This window comes from Rhodococcus sp. 1R11 (assembly GCF_004563845.1).
Taxonomy (GTDB): Bacteria; Actinomycetota; Actinomycetes; order Mycobacteriales; family Mycobacteriaceae; genus Rhodococcoides.
Genome location: NZ_SPNG01000016.1, coordinates 63171 through 85987, shown reverse-complemented (window position 1 = coordinate 85987; position 22817 = coordinate 63171). Strand labels below are relative to the sequence as shown.

18 protein-coding genes are annotated in these 22817 nt (G+C 65.4%); 4 read left to right on the top strand and 14 right to left on the bottom strand.

Translation table 11 applies throughout. The features are described 5' to 3' along the window. Positions 1-64: 64 nt before the first annotated feature. From E4P29_RS23180 to E4P29_RS23165, 4 genes are read right to left on the bottom strand one after another with little or no spacing between them, the layout of a single operon-like run. Complete coding sequence (locus E4P29_RS23180) at positions 65-757, bottom strand: ABC transporter permease (RefSeq protein WP_027498027.1); 693 nt, start codon at positions 755-757, stop codon at positions 65-67. After that, a complete protein-coding gene (locus E4P29_RS23175; protein WP_135047351.1) occupies positions 754-1419 on the bottom strand; it encodes an ABC transporter permease in 666 nt (221 codons plus the stop codon). The genes E4P29_RS23180 and E4P29_RS23175 overlap by 4 nt, the downstream gene beginning before the upstream one ends. Continuing rightward, entirely contained in the window at positions 1416-2567 is a 1152-nt protein-coding gene (locus E4P29_RS23170) for an ATP-binding cassette domain-containing protein (RefSeq protein ID WP_135047350.1), read from the bottom strand. The genes E4P29_RS23175 and E4P29_RS23170 overlap by 4 nt, the downstream gene beginning before the upstream one ends. Continuing rightward, positions 2567-3541, bottom strand: a complete 975-nt coding sequence (locus E4P29_RS23165; RefSeq protein WP_135047349.1) for an ABC transporter substrate-binding protein — start codon at positions 3539-3541, stop codon at positions 2567-2569. The genes E4P29_RS23170 and E4P29_RS23165 overlap by 1 nt, the downstream gene beginning before the upstream one ends. A gap of 209 nt (positions 3542-3750) precedes the next feature. Between E4P29_RS23165 and E4P29_RS23160 the strand changes: the two genes are divergently transcribed. Beyond that, complete coding sequence (locus E4P29_RS23160; RefSeq protein ID WP_135047348.1) at positions 3751-4644, top strand: glycine betaine ABC transporter substrate-binding protein; 894 nt, start codon at positions 3751-3753, stop codon at positions 4642-4644. Here E4P29_RS23160 and E4P29_RS23155 read toward each other — a convergent pair. Genes E4P29_RS23155 through E4P29_RS23145 form a run of 3 tightly spaced genes read right to left on the bottom strand, consistent with a single transcriptional unit; the run spans position 4600 to position 7970 of the window. Further along, complete coding sequence (locus E4P29_RS23155; protein WP_135047347.1) at positions 4600-5556, bottom strand: alpha/beta hydrolase; 957 nt, start codon at positions 5554-5556, stop codon at positions 4600-4602. The genes E4P29_RS23160 and E4P29_RS23155 overlap by 45 nt on opposite strands. A gap of 12 nt (positions 5557-5568) precedes the next feature. After that, positions 5569-6402, bottom strand: coding sequence for an SDR family NAD(P)-dependent oxidoreductase (locus E4P29_RS23150; protein WP_135047346.1), 834 nt, complete (start codon positions 6400-6402; stop codon positions 5569-5571). Beyond that, a complete protein-coding gene (locus tag E4P29_RS23145) occupies positions 6399-7970 on the bottom strand; it encodes an NAD(P)/FAD-dependent oxidoreductase (protein ID WP_135047345.1) in 1572 nt (523 codons plus the stop codon). Before E4P29_RS23145 ends, E4P29_RS23150 begins: the two co-directional genes overlap by 4 nt. Positions 7971-8039: 69 nt before the next feature. On the opposite strand from E4P29_RS23145, the gene E4P29_RS23140 reads away from it, so the two are divergent. Further along, on the top strand, positions 8040-8687 hold the full coding sequence (locus tag E4P29_RS23140) for a TetR/AcrR family transcriptional regulator (RefSeq protein ID WP_135047344.1): 648 nt from the start codon (positions 8040-8042) through the stop codon (positions 8685-8687). Between the two features lie 319 nt (positions 8688-9006). Here E4P29_RS23140 and E4P29_RS23135 read toward each other — a convergent pair whose 3' ends face one another. The 6 genes from E4P29_RS23135 to E4P29_RS23110 all read right to left on the bottom strand — a co-directional run bounded on the left by E4P29_RS23135 (position 9007) and on the right by E4P29_RS23110 (position 20425). After that, on the bottom strand, positions 9007-12786 hold the full coding sequence (locus E4P29_RS23135) for a multifunctional oxoglutarate decarboxylase/oxoglutarate dehydrogenase thiamine pyrophosphate-binding subunit/dihydrolipoyllysine-residue succinyltransferase subunit (protein WP_135047343.1): 3780 nt from the start codon (positions 12784-12786) through the stop codon (positions 9007-9009). 110 nt (positions 12787-12896) lie between these two features. Next, positions 12897-16634, bottom strand: a complete 3738-nt coding sequence (locus E4P29_RS23130; RefSeq protein WP_135047366.1) for an ABC transporter ATP-binding protein — start codon at positions 16632-16634, stop codon at positions 12897-12899. Positions 16635-16871: 237 nt separating this feature from the next. Further along, entirely contained in the window at positions 16872-17642 is a 771-nt protein-coding gene (locus E4P29_RS23125; RefSeq protein ID WP_135047342.1) for an ABC transporter permease, read from the bottom strand. After that, positions 17639-18715, bottom strand: coding sequence for an ATP-binding cassette domain-containing protein (locus E4P29_RS23120; RefSeq protein ID WP_135047341.1), 1077 nt, complete (start codon positions 18713-18715; stop codon positions 17639-17641). Before E4P29_RS23120 ends, E4P29_RS23125 begins: the two co-directional genes overlap by 4 nt. A gap of 107 nt (positions 18716-18822) precedes the next feature. Next, positions 18823-19662 carry an LLM class F420-dependent oxidoreductase gene (locus tag E4P29_RS23115; RefSeq protein WP_135047340.1) on the bottom strand — a complete coding sequence of 280 codons (840 nt, stop codon included), beginning with the start codon at positions 19660-19662 and terminating at the stop codon, positions 18823-18825. Positions 19663-19705: 43 nt separating this feature from the next. After that, positions 19706-20425 (bottom strand): hypothetical protein, encoded by a 720-nt coding sequence (locus E4P29_RS23110; RefSeq protein ID WP_135047339.1) that lies wholly within the window; start codon positions 20423-20425, stop codon positions 19706-19708. 97 nt (positions 20426-20522) lie between these two features. Here E4P29_RS23110 and E4P29_RS23105 point away from each other — a divergent pair, with 97 nt between their 5' ends. Both E4P29_RS23105 and E4P29_RS23100 read left to right on the top strand, forming a co-directional pair. Beyond that, on the top strand, positions 20523-21377 hold the full coding sequence (locus E4P29_RS23105; RefSeq protein ID WP_245154458.1) for a helix-turn-helix domain-containing protein: 855 nt from the start codon (positions 20523-20525) through the stop codon (positions 21375-21377). Further along, a complete protein-coding gene (locus tag E4P29_RS23100) occupies positions 21374-21754 on the top strand; it encodes a VOC family protein (RefSeq protein WP_135047338.1) in 381 nt (126 codons plus the stop codon). Before E4P29_RS23105 ends, E4P29_RS23100 begins: the two co-directional genes overlap by 4 nt. Before the next feature lie 9 nt (positions 21755-21763). On the opposite strand, the gene E4P29_RS23095 is transcribed toward E4P29_RS23100, so the two are convergent. Then, positions 21764-22777, bottom strand: coding sequence for a glutathione S-transferase C-terminal domain-containing protein (locus E4P29_RS23095; protein WP_135047337.1), 1014 nt, complete (start codon positions 22775-22777; stop codon positions 21764-21766). Between the last annotated feature and the right edge of the window lie 40 nt (positions 22778-22817).

Below are 22817 nucleotides of genomic sequence, written 5' to 3'. Positions count from 1 at the left end.
CACCCCGAACCCCGCCCTATCCGGGCCGGTGGTTCGGGGTGCTTTTAGTTTGCGTGAGTCGTCGTCAGACTTTTGCCAGTCCGGTCGGCATGCGCCGGAGGCGACCGGTTCCCGGCACCGACGTCCACACCGCAAGGGCGAGAAGGCCGTCGACGACGAGTGTGAGCAGCGCGACGAGGATCGCCCCGACAAGAACCCGGCCGTAGTCGTAGAGCGCGAGACCGTCGAAGATGTAGCGACCCAGCCCGCCCAGGTTGACGTACGCCGCAACGGTCGCGGTCGCGATGATCTGCAGGGTGGTGTTCCGTAGTCCGCCGAGGATCAGTGGGAGTGCATTGGGGATCTCGACCCGCAGCAGCACCTGTGATTCGGTCATCCCCATCGCGCGGGCGGCGTCGACCACGTGGGCGTCGACGTTGGCTATTCCCGAGTAGGTGCCCGCCAGTAGCGGCGGTATCCCGAGCAGGACCAGCGCGATGATCGGCGGGATCAGACCCAATCCGATCACCAAGACCAGGAACACCAACACACCCAGAGTCGGCAGTGAGCGCAGAGCGTTGACCAGTCCGACGACCACCGCTTCGCCGCGGCGCAGGTGACCGATGATCAGTCCGATGGGAATCGCGACAGCGGCTGAAAGCACCACGGCCAACAGTGAATACCACATGTGCTCGAGCAGTCGAGCGCCGATTCCCGTCGGCCCGGCCCAGTTCGCACCGTCGAGGATGTACGAGAACGCTTCGGAGAACAGATTCATGCGCGCGCCTTCCTCGTCGACGAGCTCGCGCCCTGCCGTGTCCACGGCGTGAGTCGACGGCCCACCAGGTACAGGGCGGCGTCGAATATCAACGCCAGGAACACGATCGAGATGATGCCAGCGAAGATCTGATCGGGATAGTCACGTTGGTAGCCCTGGGTGAACAGCTGGCCGAGGCCACCGATACCGATCACCGAACCCACCGAGACCAACGAGATGTTGGTGACCGTGACAACTCGGATATTCGCGATCAACACCGGCAGAGACAGCGGTAGCTCGACGGTGATCGCCCGTCGTAACGACGAGAAGCCCATGGCCTCAGCCGAATCGACGACGGCGAACGGAACCGAATCGAGTGCCTCCGGAACCGCGCGAACGAGCAGGGCGGTGGAGTACACCGTCAGCGCGATCACGACGTTCAGTGGATCGAGCACGGGCAGCCCGACGACCGCAGGAATGGTGACGAACAATGCCAGCGACGGCAGGGTGAACGCAATGCTGGCCACGGTCAACGTGATTCGGCGGACCCATCGCGTGTTGCGAATGAGGGTGCCGACCGGAACGGCGATGAGCAATCCGATGACCAGGGGCACGAGCGAGAGATACAGATGTGTCTTCGTGTACCCGAGTACGACGCCGAAGTTGTCGAACAGCCAGGTCACTGTGCGTCGTTCCCGGCCGCGCCGAAGTGGTGGCGATTGCGCTCCTCGTCCTCCGACTTGCGCTGTACGGCCAGGTTTTCGAGAATCTCCGCACCGTCGACGCTGCCGACGGCGGCACCGGACGAATCGACGGCGACGCCGATTCCCGACGGAGACGAGATCGCCGAGTCGAGCGCCTGGCGTAGGTCCCCGCCCTCGAGGAACAGCGACCCACCGGCCGCGGTGCTCTCGTCCAGGCTTCCGCCGCCGCGTACTTTCTCGACACCGGTAGCGTCGATCCAGCCGAGGGGGCGACGCTGGGAGTCCACGACCAGAACCCACTGCCCCCGGTCGAGTCGCAGGGTGCTCATCTCGTCCTCGGTCGCGGTATGGATCGGATGCATCGTCACCGACTGCGCAGAGCGGAAAGACAGCCCTCGGTAGCCGCGGTCGCGGCCGACGAACGACGCCACGAACGACGTCGCCGGTGCCGCGAGCACGGTCTCGGGCTTGTCGTATTGCTGCAGTCGACCTTGCGGTCCGAATACCGCAATGTGGTCGCCCAGCCGCACGGCCTCGTCGATGTCGTGCGTGACGAACACGATCGTCTTCTTCAGATCGGCCTGCAGCCTCAGCATCTCGGTCTGCAGATCCTCACGCACCACCGGGTCGACGGCGCTGAAAGGTTCGTCCATCAACAGAATCGGCGGGTCCGCGGCGAGCGCGCGGGCAACCCCGACTCGCTGTTGCTGCCCGCCGGACAGCTGCGCCGGGTAGCGGGACGCGAGAGCCGGATCCAGGCCCACGCGCTCGAGTACTTCCAGTGCCGCCTTGCGGGCAGCCCGCCGGGACTGACCGTTCAACACCGGAACCGTCGCGACATTGTCGACGACGGAACGATGAGGCAGGAGCCCGGCGCTCTGGATGACGTAGCCGATTCCCCGGCGCAGCTTCACCGCGTCGGCGTCGGCGATGTTGCGTCCGTCGACCGTGATGACGCCCGAGGTGGGCGCGATCATCCGGTTGATCATGCGCATCGACGTCGTTTTGCCGCAGCCGGACGGCCCCACGAACACGGTGAACGAGTGTGGCTGGATCACCAGGTCCAACGAGTCGACTGCCGTGGTGCCGTCCGGATACGTCTTGGTGATGTTCTCGAAAGTGATCATCAGCTGACCGGCTGGTCCAGACCCTTGTCCTTGACCCACGCCGTTGCCGCCGCAGCCGGTTCGACCTTCTGATCGCCGGACACCGAAGTGTTCAGTGCGATGAGCTCTTCGGTGGTGATCTGCGCCGAGACGGCGTCGAGAACCTGAGTGAGCTTGTCGGACTGCTTGGACGTCCGCAGCACCGGGATGACGTTCTGAGCGGCGAAATTGTTCTCCGGGTCCTCGAGAACCACGAGATCGTTCTCAGCGATAGCAGGCGAGGTGGTGAAGATGTCCGCCGCGACGACCTGGCCCGACACGAGTGCGTCGACCGTGGCCGGCCCGCCGCCGTCGGAGATGGGCACGTAGTTACCGGGGGAGATGTCCAGGCCGTACTTCGACTTCAGGCCCGGCAAACCGCCGACGCGCTCCTGGAATTCCGGCGTCCCCGCGAACGTCACCTCCGAGGAGAACGGTGCGAGGTCGCCGACGGTCTTCAGGTTGCGTTCGGTTGCGGTCGCGCGGGTGACGACAACTGCATCCTTGTCCTCGCCGGGTGCCTGGGCCGTCACCGCGAGATCGTCGCCTAGCGCCGCGGGCAGTGCCGCCAGTACGTCCTCGGACGAGGTGGCCGTGGCAGATTCGTCCAAGTACTGGAGCAGGTTGCCCGTGTAATCGGGAATCAGGTCGATCGAGCCGTCGCGAACGGCCGGAATGTACGCCTCGCGGCTACCGATGTTGAGCTTGGTGCTCACCTCGAAACCGTTGGCGCGCAATGCTTCTGCGTAGATATTCGCGACCGTCTCGGATTCCGGGAAGTTGGCCGAGCCGACGATGATCGAGTTGGTGTCGTCGTTGCTCTCGCCGCCTCCGCTCGAGAGCGGATCCGAATTTCCGCCGCAGGCGGTCAGTGCGGTGACCGACAGGGCGAGCGCGGCAACGGCCGCCGCTGCCTTCGGGGCGGAGAACGCGCGCGTGATTCGGGAGGTGGTCATGGTGTCCTTCCATCGGTTCGGGCACAGACGAAGCCCCAACTCCGACAGGTGCCGCCCGATCACCGGGGACACCGCCGAACCAGGACTCGGGCTGCTCGGGATGGTAGTCGACGTCGCCGTGCCCATAAGGTTGGTTCGACTACCCTCTCGTTCGCATCTGTGCCCCGCGGTCGGGATCGGTAAACCCCACGGGCAGTGAACAGGAGAAAATGAGAGTGCGTTCGTCGATTCTGGCAGCGGCCCTCGCGGTCACTATTGCAGGTTCCGTCGGTGGGTGCAGTGCGGCCGACCGGGCCGAACCCGGGCACATGCCCGTCGTCGTCGGAGCCGGGAGTTCCGACCTCTCCCGGTTGCTCGCACAGATCTACGCAGGAGGACTCCGGTCGACGGGAGCCGAGGTCTCCGTCGCGGAGAACCTGGGGGATCGGACGGCGTACCTCGCGGCGCTGGACCGCGGCGAGGTATCGATGATCCCCGACCTGACCGGGGACCTGTTGCGCACCTTCGACACCCTGGCCGGGGCAACCGAAGCAGAGGACGTGTTCACCGAACTGAACCGATCGCTGCCCGCCGGACTGTCGGTGGGAGACTACGCAACCGCCGAGGATCGATTGGCCCTTGCTCTCGCTCCAGACGCGATCTCGGACGAGGGCACGACAGTCACAGAATTTCTCCGTCGGGACGGCGTGACAGTCGGGACGGTCGAGGGGGAGGTGGATCCGATGGACGTCAGGACGGAGGGCATGGGCAGTCCCAGCTTCACCGGGGCCCGTTTCTCCGAGTTCATGGTCTACCCGGATGCGCAGTTCGCCGTCGACGACCTGAATTCCGGTGCGGTGGATGCTCTCGCGATTCGGACTGCCTCGTTCGGTCCGCTGGCCAAGGATCTGACGACTCTGCCCGACGACGATCATGTGTATCCAGCGCAGAACGTCGTTCCGCTCTACCGCACCGGTGTGCTGGACGAGAGTGCGGTGAAGTCGTTCTCGGTGGTGGCAGGGGAGCTGACGACAGCGGACCTCGCCGACATGATCGGCGAGGTCCGCGGGGGTGCTGCGTCAGGCGATGTCGCCGGCCGCTGGCTCGGCGAGCACAGCCTGTGACACGTCGGTCTTCTGCTCTGCTCTGAGCTTGCGGCCCAGATAGGAACCCATGTGCTGGACGGCCTCGGCTGCTTCCCGCAGGATCGACGCCTGCAGATGCGCCACGTGCCAGAGCTTCTTGTACTCGATGTACTCGAGTTCGACGCCGGACAGGCGCAGCTTGTCCGCGAACGCGGTGATCTGCGGATAGAGCACCTCGTCCGTCCCGACGTGCATGACGACCGGAGGCAGCTCGTCGAGGTTGCCCTGGAGCGGCGCGAAGCCTTGATCCAGGGGGTCGCCCGCCCCGAGATACGCGTCGGCCGAGGAGTTCGACCACCCGGTGTTGACCACCAGGTCGCGCGGCTTGACCGCGTCGCGTGCACCCGGATCGACCCACGGTGAGATCAATCCGAGTGCTGCCGGCCTCGCGCCGTCGTCCACCAGCCGTCTCGCCGTCGCGACGGTCAGTCCGCCGCCGGCCGAATCACCGGCGATGGCGATGCGATCCGGGGTCAAGCCGTGCGAACGCACCAGTTCTCGGAACGCCGCCACGGCGTCGTCGAGCGCGGCCGGGTAGGGGTTCTCCGGAGCCAGGCGGTAATCGAGTACGTACACCGCGCTGGCCGACTCTCGGGCGAGATGGGCGGCGAGCGATCGGTGGGTGTTGATCGAACCGATCGTGAACGCGCCCCCGTGGAGGTACAGGATCGCGGTGTCGCGTTCGGTGGCTCCGACGGTGATTCGCTCGGCCCGCCTGCCCGCGAGCGTCAGCTTCTGCGCGACGGTCCCGTGCGGGAGCGTCTGCACGGGAGCCGCGGCCTCGAGGACGGCCCGCTGCGCCCGGAAGGACAGACGCGGATTCAGCGCGAGGCGGTAGAAGGGCTTGAGCGCCGCCGCAACGATCGGCAGGGGAACGTAGAAGGCTTTCACGACGCGACCCGCCTACTTCTTCGACCGTGGCATGGCACGCTTGGACACCGCAGCGATCAGACCCTGGTATCGCGAGCCGGTGATGCGTTGCAGCAGATCGAGGGCGATGGCGTCGGAACCGATGAGCACGCGGCCCCTGCCCTTCTCGACGCCCTTGAGAATGGTCTTGGCCGCGTCGATCGGGGTGGTCTTCGCCAACTTGCTGTCGAAGAACTTCGCCACGTCGGCCTGGTCGAAATTCTCGGCGACGGTGGCGTTGCGGGCGATGGCGGTCTTGATGCCGCCGGGGTGCACCACGGTCACCTTTACCGGAGCCTTCGCGATCAACATCTCCATGCGCAGCGACTCGCTGAATCCGCGGACGGCGAACTTCGCCGCGTTGTACGCGGACTGCGACGGCATCGCCAGCAGGCCGAACAGGCTGGAGATGTTGACGATGTGGCCGTCGCCGGAGGCCTTGATGTGCGGCAGAAATGCTTTGGTGCCGTTGACGACGCCCCAGAAATCGACGTCGACGATTCGTTCGATGTCCTTGAACGAGGACTTCTCCACGTCACCGTGGTAGGCGATGCCCGCGTTGTTGTAGATCTGGTTGACCTTGCCGAAATGCGCGACGACGGCGTCGGCATAGTCCAGCACGGTCTCGCGCTGCGAGACGTCGAGGAAATCGGACTTCACCTCGGCTCCGAGTGCCTCGACCCGGCGCACCGTCTCGTCGAGGCCGGCGGTGTCGACGTCGGACAGTGCGAGCTTGGCTCCGCGCCCGGCCAGCTCGAGGGCCAGGGCCCGGCCGATTCCCGAACCCGCGCCGGTGACGACGGCCACCTTGCCTGTGAATGTGCTCATCGTGCGGACACCTTGTCTGTGTTGGTGCCGGCGGCCGTGCTCGCCGACGCTGCGGAGGTCAGATCTGCGGTTGCGACGCTACGGTACGCATCGAGATCGAAGTGCTTGGTCTGGCGACGGAACTCGAACGTGAAGCCGGGCCACAAGGTGGTGTTGTTTCCGTGCTTGTCCAGATACCAGCTGGCGCATCCGCCGTTCATCCAGACGCTCTTGGCGAGCTGGTCCTGCAGGGTCACGTTGTACTCGTCCTGCACGTCCTTGCGCACTTCGATGGTCCCGATGTCGTGCTTGTCGATGGTGTTCAGGGCGTCGACCAGGTAGTTGATCTGCGACTCGATCATGAAGACCATCGAGGTGTGCCCGAGGCCTGTGTTGGGGCCGACGAGGAAGAACATGTTCGGGAAGTTCGCCACCGCGGCGCCCTTGTAGCCCTGCTGTCCGCCGTCGTCGAACGTCTGCGCCAGCGTCCGGCCGTCCTTGCCGACGATGCCCTGGTATGCAGGCGAATCGGTGACGTGGAAGCCGGTGGCGACGACAAGCGCGTCGATCGGGCGCTCGGTGCCGTCCTTGGTGACGATCGATCCCTTGCGGATCTCGGCGATGCCGTCGGTCACGAGGTCGACGTTGCTCTGCGCGAGAGCGGGGTAGTACGCGTTGGAGATCAACATGCGCTTGCAGCCGATGCGGAAGTTCGGAGTCACCTTCGCGCGCAGCGCCTTGTCCTTGATCTGCGTGCGCAGGTGATTCTCGGATGCCCACTGCAGCGGCTTCATGAACGCGGGGTTCTTCGCCAGTCCGACGACCTGGGTCTCACGCATCGCGTAGATGCCGGCGCGGGCGAGGCGCTGGAAGCCGGGCACGTGCTTGAAGGCGAAGCGCTCGAGCTTGGTGTACGGGCGATCGGCTCGAGGGAGGATCCACGGCGCGGTGCGCTGGTAGACGTCGAGGTGCTCGACCTGGCCTGCGATGGCGGGAACGATCTGGATCGCCGACGCGCCGGTCCCGATGACGGCGACGCGCTTGCCGGCGAGCGAGACGTCGTGGTTCCACTGAGCGGAGTGGAAGACGTCGCCCTCGAAGTCGTGAATTCCCTTGATGTCGGGCAGGTTGGGCTCACACAGTGCGCCGACGGCCGAGACGACGATCTTGGCGGTGTAGTTGCCGGTGGTCGTCTCGACGTCCCAGCGGCTGGTGGAGGCGTTCCACCGCGCCGAGGTCACGTCCGTGCCGAAGACGTGCTTGTCCATGACGCCGTACTTGCGCGCGACTCCGGCGATGTACTTCTGGATTTCGGGCTGGGTGGAGAACGAGCGAGTCCACTCCGGGTTCAGTGCGAACGAGTACGAGTACAGATGCGAGGGCACGTCGCAGGCTGCACCGGGGTAGGTGTTGTCGCGCCAGGTACCACCCACATCGTGGCCGCGTTCGACGACGACGAAGTTCTTCTTGCCTGCCTTGGTCAGCTTGATCGCTGCTCCGAGCCCGGCGAAACCACTGCCGATGATCAGCGTATCGACGTGACGCGGCGACGTTGCACGGTCCGAAGTATCTGTTACGGGAAGACTCATGTAGAGCAGACTAGAAGCTTACTGAGTGTGAGTCAATAGTTATTGACTACTATTCAATAGGATGATTGCATGGCGGATGTGAACCGCGCTGAAGTATCGACGACGAAAAGGACCAGACTCAGTCCGCAGCAACGACGAGCGCAGCTGATCGAGCTCGGCACCGAGATGTTGGCCGACCGCCCCCTCGAGCAGATCTCCGTCGAGGACATCGCCGATCAGGCCGGAGTGTCCCGAGGCCTACTGTTTCACTACTTCGCGTCCAAGCAGGACTTTCACCTCGAAATAGTCCGCGAGGCGTCGCGGTCGATGATCGAACGGACCGCACCCGACCCCGACCTCGAACCGTTCGACATTCTGCGCGACTCCATCGCCAACTACGTCGATTACGTCAGCGAGAAACGCGACACCTTCATCTCGCTGCTCCGCGGCACGGCAAGCGGAGACCCCCAGATGCGCGAGGTGTTCGAGCAGACCCGCACCACCATGGCCGATCGCACTCTCGTCCAACTCGCTCAACTCGACGTCGATGTCACCCCCACCATCGACCTCGCCGTCCGCGGATGGATCGCCTTCGTCGAAGAAGCCACCATCACCTGGCTCAGAAATCCACAGATCACCCGCGACGAGTTGATCGACCTGAACGTCAACGCCCTGCCTGCTGTCGCCCTGGCCCCGGGCATGATCTCCGCGCTGCTGGGAGCCGACGCCGACGCCTGAGCCCCGCCCCAGTGTGCGTCCCCCGGTTCGACGTCCTCCCCGGTTGGGATCAATGTCCCTTTGTTGCAGTCTGACCGACTGAATCCCGCATTCATCCGAAGTGCGGCCGAGGCCACAGCCGAATGAATGCGGCTCTGTTGCAGTCTGACCGACTGAATCCCACATTCATCCGAAGTGCGGCCGAGGCGACAGCCGAATGAATGCGGCTCTGTTGCAGTCTGACCGACTGAATCCCACATTGATCCCAACCCGGGTGCGCACAGAAACGACGAAAGCGGCCCACCCCCGAAGGAGTGGGCCGCTTGTCGCTGTCGGAGATCTAGTCTTCGCCGACCTTGTTGAAGGCCTCGTCGATGATTTCGAGTTGCTCGACGGCGTGCACCTTGCTCGATCCCGAGGACGGTGCGGACATGGCGCGACGGGAGATGCGCTTGATGCCGACCAGCTTCTCGGGCATGAGTTCGGGCAGTGCGAGACCGAAGAAAGGCCACGCACCCTGGTTCGCAGGCTCTTCCTGAACCCAGCGGAATTCCGTTGCGTTCGGGTAGCTCTCGAGTGCTTCCCGGATCCGACGAGTCGGCACGGGGTAGAGCTGCTCGATGCGGACGATGGCGACGTCGTCGCGGTTGTCCTTCTGCTTGCGGGCGAGCAGTTCGTAGTAGAGCTTGCCGCTGACCATCAGCACCCGCTTGACCTTGCTGCGGTCGCCGGTGCCGGTGTCGTAGGTGGGCTCGTCGAACACCGAGTGGAACTTGCCGTCGGTGAAGTCCTCGATGTTGCTCACTGCTGCCTTGTTGCGCAGCATCGACTTCGGGGTGAAGACGATCAGCGGGCGACGGATTCCGTCACGCGCGTGCCTACGCAGCAGGTGGAAGTAGTTCGCGGGGGTCGAGGGGAGTGCGACGGTCATCGACCCTTCGGCGCAGAGCGTCAGGAAGCGTTCGATGCGTCCGGACGTGTGGTCCGGGCCCTGACCTTCGTGGCCGTGCGGGAGCAGCAGCACGACGTCGGAGAGCTGTCCCCACTTGGCTTCACCGGACGAGATGAACTCGTCGATGATGGACTGGGCACCGTTGACGAAGTCGCCGAACTGCGCTTCCCACATCACCAGTGCGTCCGGGTTGCCCACGGAGTACCCGTACTCGAAGCCGACGGCCGCGAACTCGCTCAGTGCGGAGTCGTAGACCATGAACTTGCCGGGGTTGTCGCTGCCGATGTTCTGCAGCGGCGTGTACTCGGAGCCGGTCTTGCGATCGATGATCACCGAGTGACGCTGCGTGAACGTGCCGCGGCGGGTGTCCTGGCCCGAGAAACGAATGTTGCGTCCCTCGTCCACGAGCGAGCCGAGTGCGAGCAGTTCGCCGAAGGCCCAGTCGACCTTGCCCTCGTACGCCATTTCCCGACGCTTCTCGAGCACCGGCTTGACGCGGGGGTGCACGTTGAATCCTTCGGGGATGTCGAGGTGCGCATCACCGATGCGGTGCAGCACGGCCTTGTCGACGGCGGTGGTGAGCTTGGTCGGCAACTGCTGGTCGAGTTCGACCGATTCGCTGGGCTCCGGGGTGTACTTCTCGAGTTCGCGTACCTCGTTGAAGACGCGTTCGAGCTGACCCTGGTAGTCGCGGAGCGCGTCCTCCGCTTCCTTGAGCGAGATGTCACCACGGCCGATGAGCGATTCGGTGTAGCTCTTGCGGACGCTGCGCTTGGTGTCGATCACGTCGTACATCGCCGGCTGGGTCATCGAGGGGTCGTCGCCCTCGTTGTGTCCGCGACGGCGGTAGCAGATCATGTCGATGACGACGTCCTTGTGGAACTTCTGACGGAAGTCCACTGCCAGCTGAGCCACCCAGGCACAGGCCTCGGGGTCGTCGCCGTTGACGTGGAAGATCGGCGCAGCGATCATCTTGGCCACGTCGGTGCAGTACTCGGACGAGCGCGAGAACTCCGGCGAGGTGGTGAAGCCGACCTGGTTGTTGACGACGATGTGCACGGTGCCGCCGGTGCGGTAGCCACGCAGATCGGACAGGTTCAGCGTTTCCGCGACGACGCCCTGGCCGGCGAAGGCTGCGTCGCCGTGCAGCATGAGCGGCAGCACGGAGTAACCGCCCTGGCCGGTGCCCTTGTCCAGGAGGTCCTGCTTGGCCCGGACGAGGCCTTCGAGAACGGGGTCGACGGCTTCGAGGTGCGACGGGTTCGCCGTGAGCGAGACCTTGATGTCGTTGTCGCCGAACATCTGGATGTACGTGCCCTCGGCACCGAGGTGGTACTTCACGTCACCGGAGCCGTGAGCGGCAGCCGGGTTCATGTTGCCCTCGAACTCGGTGAAGATCTTCGAGTACGGCTTGCCGACAATGTTGGCCAGCACGTTCAGACGACCGCGGTGCGGCATGCCGATGACGACCTCGTCGAGGGCGTACTCGGCGCTCTGGTCGATGACGGAGTCCATCATCGGGATGACCGACTCGGCACCTTCGAGCGAGAAGCGCTTCTGTCCGACGTACTTGGTCTGCAGGAACGTCTCGAAGGCCTCGGCTGCGTTGAGCTTGCTGAGGATGTACTTCTGTTGTGCCACAGTCGGTTTGACGTGCTTGGCTTCGACGCGTTCCTGCAGCCACGAGACCTGCTCGGTCTCGAGGATGTGGGTGTACTCGACGCCGACGTGGCGGCAGTACGAGTCGCGCAGGACGCTGAGCACGTCGCGCAGCTTCATCTTGTCCTTGCCGTGGAATCCGCCGACCTTGAATTCGCGGTCGAGGTCCCACAGCGTCAGGTCGTGGCTGATTACGTCGAGGTCCGGATGCATCCGGAACTTGTCCTTGGTGAACTGCAACGGGTCGGTGTCGGCCATCAGGTGACCGCGGTTGCGGTACGCCGCGATGAGCTCGAGCACGCGGGTGTTCTTGTCGACGGTGCCCTCGGGCAGATCCTTGCGCCAGCGGATCGGCTCGTACGGGATCTTGAGCGAATGGAACAGCTCGTCGTAAAACTCGTCGCTGATCAGCAGATTGTGGATCGTCTTGAGGAAGTCGCCCGACTCCGCACCCTGAATGATGCGGTGGTCGTACGTCGACGTCAGCGTCATGAGCTTGCCGACGCCGAACTCGGCGAGACGCTCGTCGCTGGCACCCTGGAATTCCGCCGGGTACTCCATGGCACCGGCACCGATGATGGCGCCCTGGCCGTTCATCAGGCGCGGGACGGAGTGGACGGTGCCGATTCCGCCGGGGTTGGTCAGCGAGATCGTGACGCCCTGGAAGTCCTCGCCGGTGAGCTTGCCGTCGCGCGCACGCCGGACGATGTCCTCGTACGCGTTGTAGAACTGCGTGAACGTGAAGTCCTGCGTGTTCTTGATGGCCGCGACGACGAGGGAACGGTTGCCGTCCTTGCCGGGAAGGTCGATCGCCAGACCGAGGTTGATCGACGCCGGAGTGACGGCATTGGGCTTGCCGTCGACCTCGGCGAAGTGGCGGTTCATGTTCGGGAACGCCTTGACGGCCTGCACGATGGCGTAGCCGAGCAGGTGCGTGAACGAGATCTTGCCGCCGCGGGTACGCGCGAGGTGGTTGTTGATGACGAGGCGATTGTCGACCATGAGCTTGGCCGGGATGGCTCGCACGCTGGTAGCTGTCGGAATCTGCAGCGAGGCGGACATGTTCTTGGCAACCGCTGCAGCTGCGCCGCGCAGAATCTTGCTCGACTCTTCACCGAATTCGGCTGCGGCGGGCTTGGCCGGGGCTGCCTTCTTCTCGGCCGGCTTGGCCGGGGCCGACTTCGCCGGCGCAGGCTTGGTTTCAGCAGCCTTGGGAGCTTCGGCCTTCTTAGGGGCTTCGGCCTTCGCAGCCGAGGCGGCGGGCTTCGCGGGAGGCGCGGGTGCTGCGGGAGGAGCGGACTTGGCCGAGCTGCCGTTCGAGGCCGAGCCGTTGGAACCGGACTTACCGTTGGAGATGGGGTTCTCGTCGGTCACGGCTTCGGGGTCGTAATCGGTGAGGAACTCGTGCCAGCTCGCGTCGACGGACGACGGGTCCTGCTTGAACCGCTGGTACATCTCGTCGACCAGCCATTGATTTTGTCCGAATTGGGTAGTAGAGCTGCTGCTCACGGCAGTAGTTCGCCTCGTTTCTGTCTTCGTTCCCGATCAGCGCGCGTACGACTCCAGGCTAGACCTCCGGTCGAGATCGCGTGCGTCCGGGACGTAGCTGTGATATGTACTCACCGGTAACCATCGGCCTCGTTGTCGATGACCCTGTTGACTATCGAATTATTCCCCCGGTTCGTTTCGGCTGCAGTCCACAATGTGGCGTAGAAGCCGTCCCGTTTGCGAAGTTCGGAGTGTTGTCCGACTTCCACGATACGACCACCATCGACGACCACGATCAAATCCGCTCGTGCGGCGGTAGCCAGTCGGTGCGCGACGACCACTGCGGTGCGGGTCCGCGCAACGGCGTTGCTGGCTTCGAGGACTTTGCGTTCGGTAGCCGGATCGAGAGTCGCGGTCGCTTCGTCGAGTAGGAGTAGATCGGGATCCACCAATTCGGCGCGGGCCAGCGCAATGAGCTGTCGTTGGCCGGCCGACAACCCTTGGCCGCGTTCGCCGACAGGTTGCTGCATACCGCCGCGAAGTGCAGCGATGGTGTCGAGGGCCCCGACCGATCGTGCCGCGTTCTCGATGTCGGCCCGGCTGGCGTCGGGCCTGCCGTACGCGATGTTCGACGCGATCGTTCCGGTGAACAGGTGGGCTTCCTGCGGTACCACGCCCAGCCGGTGGCGGTAGTCGGACAACCGGTAGTCGCGGAGGTCGTGGCCACCCACGCGTACCGAACCCGAGGTCGGGTCGTAGAACCGAGCGAGAAGCTTGACGACGGTGGATTTGCCTGCCCCGGTGCGGCCGACCAATGCGACGGTGGTGCCGGCCGGGATGCTGAGAGATACCTCACTGAGAGCGTCGGAGTGAGCTCCGGCATACCGAAAGCTGACGTCGACGAGGTCGATGTCGGCGTGCAGCCGATCGCCGACGACTGCACCGGACCCGGCCGCTGTCGCTGTTTCGATCGAACTCGTCGTACGTAGGAGGTCTCCGATTCGGCCGACGCCGACGCGGGCCTGTTGGTAGCCGTCGAATACTTGCGAGAGTTGCTGGATCGGGCCGAAGAGGAGTCCGAGGTACAGCACGAACGCCACCAGGGTGCCCTCGGTCGCGGTGCCGGTGGCGATCTGATGCGCACCGACGAAGACGACGACGGCCAGCGCGACATCCGAGAGCAGCGTGATGAACGGGAAGAACACCGAGATCGCGGTCTGCGATCGCATGCGGCTCGCTCGGTAGCGGTTGCTGCGTTCGGCGAAGCGGGAGGCTGCGTACTCCTCACGTCGGTACGCCTGCGCTGCGCGCAGTCCGGTGACGTTCTCCTGGAAGTCGGCGTTGACGATGGAGATGCGTTCGCGCGAGGTCGAGTACGCAGCCGAGGAGATGCGTCGGAAGACGACGGTTGCGACGGCGAGCGGCGGCACGACCGCCAAGGCGACCAACCCGAGAGTCGTATCCGTGACGAGCAGTGCGATCGCGATGCCGACGACGGTCAGGACGCTGACCACGGCCGTGGACGCGCCGGTCTGGATGAACGACGACAGTGCATCGACGTCGGTGGTCATACGGGTCATGATGCGACCGGACAGCTCGCGCTCGTAGTAGTCCAGCCCGAGTCTCTGAATGTGCGCGTAGCTGCGTACTCGTAATCCGAACAGCACCCGCTCGCCGGCTCGTGCGGTGAGCACGGTTGTCGCGCAGACCACGAACCAGCTGGCAGCAGCCAGGGCGACGCCTATCGATGTTGCGATCCACAGGGTGTCGGAGTCCCCGCGCGCCACGCCGCTGTCCACCGCGTACCGGACGAGTGAGGGAAAGGCGATGGAGGCGATCGAGTCGAGCGCCAGCAGCACCACGACACCTGCCAGCAGCAGCCGGACAGGACTCAGCAGTCGTGACAGCCGGAATTCCGGGTCTGGTCGACGCAACTGTTGTCCCGATCCGCCTGGTTCCTCTGTTGCCGGTGGTAGGGCTGCCACCGCGTCGGAGATGGCCTGCGTCGGTGCCAACGAGCCGAATGCGCCGGCCATCGCTGCACCGTGGGTTCCTCCGCCCCCGGCGCCTGCGGGCGGCATCGCGGCACCGGGGTTCGATGCGGCTTCCAGAGCATCGTCCGGCCAGAGCTCTGCTGCCGACGGTTCCGTACGCGGCTCGGGTGCGGCGTCGCTGTGCACCTCGTCGTCTCCGCCGGCGAGGAGCGCGCGAAACAGTGGGCAACGCTCGTCGAGTTCGTCGACTGTGCCGGTGTCGATGATGCGTCCACCGTCGAGGACGGCTACTCGGTCGGCCAACGTCAGTGTCGATCGGCGGTGTGCGAGGACGAGGGTGGCGCGGGTACGGACCCCGCGGAGCGCGTCGAAGATGGCTGCCTCGGTCTCGGCGTCGACGGCGGAGGTGGCGTCGTCGAGGACGAGAATCCGCGGCTCGACCAACAGGGCGCGAGCCAGGGCGATCCGTTGACGTTGCCCGCCCGAGAGGGTGAGGCCGCGTTCGCCGACGAGACTGTCGTAGCCCTCGGGCAGAGCGTCGATGAAGGTCGAGGCCTGAGCCAGTCGAGCCGCGTGTTCGATCTCCTCCGCGCTTGCCTCGGGCCTGCCGAGCGCGATGTTGGCGGCGATGGTGTCGGAGAACAGAAACGGTTCGTCGAAGACCAACGACACCGCTTCGCGCAGTGACGCCGAATCGAGGTCGTCGATGTCGATGGACGTGTCCCCGGAGGTCACCGCGATCCGGCCGCGAGTAGGGCGATAGAAGCGGGGGAGCAGCAGGGAGAGCGCGGTCTTTCCCGAGCCCGCGTGTCCCACGACGGCCACCGTCTCGCCGGGGGCGATGCTCAGGTCGAGGCCGTCGAGGACGGTGCGCTCTGCCTCGAATCCGAACGTGACGCCGGCCAGATGGACGCCGAGGGGTCCGTCGGGCAGTGCGATTGGGTGTGCCGGCTCCGGTTCGGTCGGCTCGGTGTCGACCACCTCGTAGACGCGCTCGACGGCCGCACGCGAGAGCTGCGCCATGATCACCACCGACGACACGGTTCGGGTGACGGCGGACAGCGTGGCCACGTAGGTGGCGAAGGCGAGAAAGGTGCCGATCGTGATGTGGCCGTGCAGTGCCAACCAGCCGCCGAGAGCGATGACGCCGACCAGTCCGAGCTGAGGAATGGTTGCCATGGTCGGTGCGAACCGTGAATTGATGCGGGCCGAGCGCATGCGTTCGGCGAACAGCCTGCGCCCGAGAGCTTCGATGCGATCCACCGCACGCGCTTCCTGCCCGAAGCCCTTGACCACCCGGACTCCGGTGACGGTCTCCTCCACGTGCTGCGCCAGATCGGCGGCGCGCTGTTGTGCGGACCACGTGGCAGCGAAGAGGGTGGGTCGCATTCGGTAGACGACGACGCTGACCGCGGGAACGATGACGACAGCGACGAGGGTGAGCAGCGGCGAGAGATATGCCATCACGACCAGGGCCAGGACGAACTGCAGAATTGCCCCGGCCGAGAGCGGCACCATGGCGAGCAGACCCTGTACCAACTGCAGGTCGGTGATCGATCTCGACACGACCTGGCCGGTTCGGATTTCGTCCTGCTTACGACCGTCGAGGCGCTGCAGCGACGCCAGCAGGTCCATCCGCAGATCGTGCTGAACATCGATCGACAGGCGCCCGGCGAGCATGCGTCGACCGAACTGGCAGGCGAACCGAAGAGCACCCAGCAGTGCGATAGCTATCGCGACTCCGGCGATCACGTCGTTCTTGCCGGCACCGGCGTCGTCGATCGCAAGGCGAGTCAGCAGCGGGAACGAGATGTCGATGAGGGCGGCGAGCATGGTCACGCCCAGTGCGCCGAGTGCCGTCCGTCGGTGCAGCATGCACTGCGCGAGCAGACGTCTGATCCAGCCACGCGGTGTGATCGACGACGCGGTCGTCGGCCGGGAGTCGGTGGGTACGCCGGACGAGCGGGGGTCGGTTTCCAGCAGACGGGTACTGCCCGTATTGCCGTCCGTCCCCGCTCGATCCTTCACATATTCGCTGTGTGCCATCGATTCACACGGTAGACCCGGCTACCGACAGCAGGATCGGGCGAGCATCCCCACCGATGCCGGTGGTCAGTCGATGTCTCGGGTACGGGCCAGGAACCAACCGCCACCGGTGAGGATCACGGCCCACAGGGCAAGGCCGAGCGGAGCCCACGGCCACGACGCGAGGTCGCCCGCGTCGTCCAATTGGGTCGCGGCCATTGTCGGCAACGTCAGGTTCGACGGCAGCGCAGTGGCCACCGGGCCGAAACCGACGCCGAACAGAATCAGGGACAGCAGTCCTTCACCGAACGGCAGCCAGGCGACGAGCACGATGGCGGCCCAGGTCGGGGATTTGAGCAGCAATCCGAGCCCGGCCCCGATCAACGACCACAACACAACGGCGAGCAGGCACGACGCGACGACGCCGATGAAGGCGCCGTCGAGCACGATGGTCCGTTCGCTGAAGATGAGCAGACATACCAGGCTCGCGAGGAGCACGACGAGGCCGTACCCCAGGCCGAACAGGGCGGTGACGATGAGTTTGGCGGCCACGACGCCGTCCCTGCCGCGGGCCGTCAGGAAGCTCGTGGTGATGGTCTTGTGTCGAAACTCGGTGCCGGCGTTGACCGCGCCGAAGATGCCGGCGAACAGAATGGCGGCACCGGCGGCGACGTACAGGCCGATGGAGGCGACTCCGCCGGCGATCTGAAGGTCTTCCTCGAACTCGCCCAGCTGGTTCGCGATCACCGAGGTGATGACGGATGCGAACACGCCCACGACGATCGGTGCGATCGCCAGCGCCCACCAGAACTTCAGGGTGGTGACCTTGCGGATCTCGGACGTCAACAGTGCGTTCATCGCGAACCCCCGTTCCAGTTCTGCGGTGTGCCGTAGTTCTGTGGCGGCGGTGCGTACCCCTGGTTGTATCCGGGCGGCGGCCCGTATCCCGGCGGCGGCCCGTAACCCGGCGGCGGTCCGTATCCCGGCGGCGGTCCGTATGCAGTGGGTTGGACGGGTGCTGCGGTGTACTGACCGGCAGTCATGGACAGGAACACCTGCTCGAGGTCGACGTGTTCGCTGGTGGTGCCGAAGACCGTGACGCCCGCGTCGGCGGCGATGCGAGTGACGGTGGCGGCGTCGGCACCCGCGACGCCGATGCGGCCGTCGGGCAGCAGTTGGGTGTCGGTGAGCCCGGTGGACGCCAACGCCAGAGCCAGTTTCGCCGGGTCGGACGCAGCGACGAGCACGCGGCTCGGGCGGGTGGATCGCAGCTGGGCGATGGATCCCTGGTACATCAGGGTGCCGGCGCTGACGATGACGAGGTTGTCGACGGTCTGCTCGATCTCGCGCAGGATGTGGCTCGAGACCAGAACGGTTCTCCCCGACGCCGCGAACGCCTTCAGAAAGTCCCGGAGCCACGCAATTCCCTCGGGATCGAGGCCGTTCGCGGGTTCGTCGAGCACAAGAATCTCGGGGTCTCCCAGCAGAGCCGTGGCCAACGTCAGTCGCTGACGCATGCCGAGGGAGAACCCGCCTGCTGCGCGGTGCGTCGCGTCGCCCAGACCGACAAGGTTCAGGACGTCGAGGGCGCGGCTGTCGGGTACCCCGATCGCTGCGGTGTAGATCTTCAGGTGGTGCTCGGCGCTGCGTTTGGGATGCAGACTCAGCGAGTCGAGAACGGCACCGACGGTACGGGCCGGGTGGGTCGCCGTGCGAAACGGAATGCCGTTGACGAGGCCGATGCCCGAGGTCGGGGCGACGAGGCCGAGCAGCATCCGCAGTGTCGTGGACTTGCCGGAGCCGTTCGGCCCGAGAAAGCCGGTGACGGTTCCGCGTGGAACGACGAAGCTCAGGTCCGAGACCGCGCGAACGGTACCGAATTGTTTCGTCAGAGCCTGCGCTTCCAGCGCCGGAGCCGAGTAGCTGGTCATCTGTGCGGTGTCCCCCTGGCCGTCGGTGCACCTCGTGTGCCGGTTGCTTGGCGGCAACCGGTACACGAGGTTACGGGGTGTGACCGACGGGCGGGATGACCCCGGTTTCAGCGGTGCAACGCTGCAGCGATCTCCCGGTACGTCTCGAGCGGGTCGGCGTCGTCGGGCAGCGAGTGCAGCGTCACGTGCGACGCGCCGGCGGTGAGGTGTTCGTCGAGTCGCGCCGCGATGGCGTCGGCATCGCCGTGTGCGACGAGCGCGTCGATGAGTCGGTCACTGCCGCCGTCGCCGATTTCCTCGTCCGAGTAGCCGAGCCGGTTCAGATTGTTGGTGTAGTTGCGCAGATGCAGGTAGGGGTTGTTCACCGGTGGCCGACCGATCGCGCGTGCCTTCTCCGGATCGGTCTCGAGCACCACCTTGTGCTCGGGGGCGAGAATCTTGTTCGGCCCCAATGCTTCTCGGGCTTCACGGGTGTGCTCGGGAGTGGTCAGATAGGGGTGCGCGCCTGCGGTACGGCTCGCGGCCAGCGCGAGCACCTTGGGGCCGAGCGCGGCGAGGACCCGATGCTCCATCGGGACCCCGGCCTCGTCGAGGTCGTCGAGGTAGCTCACCAACGCGTCGTACGGCTTCCGGTATTCCTGGGTGGCCTCGGGGTGACCGGCACCGATGCCCAGGACGAATCGTCCTGGATGCTTGCTCTCGATGCGGTGATACGACGCGGCGACGTCGGCGGCTGCATCGGACCAGATGTTGACGATGCCGGTGGCGACGACGACGGTGTCGGTGGCGTCGAGGATCTCCTCGGTGGTCGTCAGGTCCGCGGGCGGTGATCCGCCGAGCCAGATGGTCCCGTAGCCGAAGGACTCGATGGCGCGGGAGAGCTCCGGCGTGAACGCCGAGTGCAGTCGCCAGACGCCGTACTTGCCGAGTTCAGGTGTGGAGGTCATGTTCGATGTCAACGCAACAGCCTCTCGAAGATTCCTGGCAGTCTCATTCGTCCGGTTCGATGATGCGATTTTCCGGGAACCGTGCGGGCGGCGGGCCGAAGGCGTCACGCGCGTTCTTGATGACTCCCTTGCCGACCACGCGGTTGCCCGCGCCGCCGATCGCCGCGCCGATTCCTGCGGGGAGCATCTTGCCGACCAGCAGTGCGCTGCGCTTGGCCAGGTATTTGGTGACGAACTTCTTCACCAACGATTTGTTCATGCTGGCCATCGAGCCGCCCGGAATGCGTGAGGTGATGAGCGGGCCCCAGTTCTTGGCTGTCTTGCCCACTGTTCGTTGAACGATCTGCATGCCCGATTCGCCCAGTGCCACCGACAGCACCAGAGCGCGTCGCTGCTGGTGATTCTCGACGGGAATGCCGTGCACGGATGCGACCGACAGCGTCAGCAGAGCCGACGACTCGATGAAGAAGGCGGTCTCGGCACCCACGGCGGCGAGCGATGCGACCGTACCGATTCCGGGGACCGCCGCTGCGCCTCCCACTGCCGATCCGCTTCCGGTGACCGCCAGCAGGAATCGCTTCTCGAGCCGTTCGATGATCTGGGCCGGGGTGTCGTACGGGTGTGCTCGACGCACGTGCGCGACGTATTTGTCGACGGCGGGTCCCTGTAGGCGGCTGGCGTTGTCCAGGATGTTGACCAGGGCTTTTTCGAGCCTGCCTCCGCTCGAGATCTCGACCTGAGCGTCGTGCTTCTTGCCTGCCATCGATACCTCTTCCGGTTGTGAGCGTCGGTGACGCTCGTCGGGGGAGTTACCCGCGAATTCTCCGTTGCACACGTACGGGGCAATTTAGACTCGCGGAGTGCAGATTCCTCCGAGCGAGGTGGTGTCCGACGGCGCGCGCCGCGCGCCGTGTCCGGCGTTGCGCCCGTTCGTGCGGCCGTACGAGGGGTATCGGACGCGTGGATTGGCACCGGGTGAGCACGTGGGAATGCCGGGTCCGTATCTGACGGTGATCGTGGCGATGGAGCCGCGCTTGGAGATCGCCCGGGCTCCGCGTCAGGGTGCGGGCGTGTTCGAGACGCTGGCGAGTGGGATCACGACGTCGCCGGTGACGATCACCCACGACGGCAATCAGTCGGGAATTCAGTTGTCGTTGACGCCGCTCGGCTCGCGCGCGTTGCTGGGGGTTCCTACGGCGGCGCTGGGGGAGTGGCTGGTCGGGCTCGACGATCTGGTGGGCGCGGACGCAGCCGAACTCCGTGAGCGGGTGTGCGCGGCACCGGCGTGGGCGGCCCGGTTCGATGTGGTGGACGAGATCCTCCTGCGTTGCCTGCGAGAGTTCGACCTCGATTCCCGTCTTGCTCGGGCCTGGACCGCCCTGACGTCGGGTCCGGTACAGAGCGTCGCGGACGTGGCGCTCGACCTCGGTTGGAGCAGAAGGCACCTGGTATCGAAGTTCAGCGCCGAGTTCGGTGTCGGTCCCAAGGAGGCGGTGCGCATCGCGCGGTTCCATCGCTCGCATCGACGGTGGCGCGATCCGGCGTGTACCGACCTCGCTGCGCTGGCGGCCGAATGCGGCTTCTACGACCAGCCGCACATGAACCGAGAATGGCGGGCGATGGCCGGTATGTCGCCGACGACGTGGCGAGAGCGTGAAGTGTTCTCATTCGTCCAAGACTGCGCGGCCGGCGACGAGCAAAGTATGGCGTCATGACGACACATATCTGGCCCACCCTGAGATACGACAACGCACGCGACGCCATCCGATTCATCGTCGACGTGTTGGGATTCGAGGAGCGCGCGGTCTACGGCGAAGGCGACCGCGTCGACCATGCGGAACTGCGCTGGCCCGACGGCGGCGGGGTGATGCTGGGCAGTGTCCGCGACGCGAGTGCCATCGGAGAACTGCCGCCGGGGGTCGGGTCGATCTACATCGTCACCGATGACCCCGACGGCATCCACGATCGCGTCGTCGCGGCGGGCGGCACCGTCACGCAGGGGCTGCGCGAGGAGGACTACGGCAGCCGCGGCTTCACCTGCCGCGACGCCGAGGGGGTCCACTGGAGCTTCGGCACCTACGCCGGCACCTAGCCGTCACTGTTACACCCAGTGCTCGGGCGGGACCAGTTCGTTCGGCCTCGGCGGCTGCGGCGCAGTCCCGTCGCCGAAAGGTGATCCGCCGAGTGATTCACGTCCGTGCGGTTCGAGCCACCCGGCCAGATCGGGCCCCTTCGGCACGATGCCCGACGGATTGATGTCGGTGTGCACCTCGTAGTAGTGACGCTTGATGTGATCGAAGTCGACGGTGTCACCGAATCCGGGAGTTTGGAACAGGTCGCGTGCGTAGTTCCACAGCACCGGTATCTCGGTGAGCTTGCTGCGGTTGCACTTGAAGTGGCCGTGATAGACGGGATCGAAACGGACGAGGGTGGTGAACAGTCGCACGTCGGCCTCGGTGATGTGTTCGCCGACGAGATACCGCCGGGTGGACAGCCGTTCGACGAGCCAGTCGAGGCGAGCGAACAGGCGGTCGTACGCCTTCTCGTATGCCTCTTGCGATCCGGCGAACCCGCAACGGTAGACGCCGTTGTTGACGTCCCTGAACACAAGATCGGCCACCTCGTCGATCTCGCCGCGGAGCGCCTCCGGGTACAGATCGGGCGCGCCCTCGCGGTGGTACTGCGTCCACTCGGTGCTGAGGTCGAGGGTGATCTGCGGGTAGTCGTTGGTGACGACCTGGCCGGTGGGAACGTCGACGATCGCCGGCACGGTGATGCCTCGTTCGTAGTCCGGGAACCGTGCGAAGTAGGCGTCCTGCAGCCGAGGGATCTGTAGAACAGAGTCGACGCCGCCCGGCTCTTCCTGGAAGTTCCAGCTGCGTGGGTCGTGGGTCGGACCCGGAATGCCGAGGGACAGAACATCTTCGAGTCCCAGCAGACGTCGCACGATGATGGATCGGTGGGCCCACGGGCAGGCTCGCGCCGCGATCAAACGGTAACGCCCGGGCTCCACCGGGTAGCCGTCCCGGCCGTCGGCGGTGATGCGCGTCGGGATGTAGTTGGTGTCGCGCTTGAATTCCTTGCCCGGCTTCACGTAGGCGGCGTCCTCGGCCATGATCGAACTCCTCACATCGGTCGGTTTCACGAACGCTACC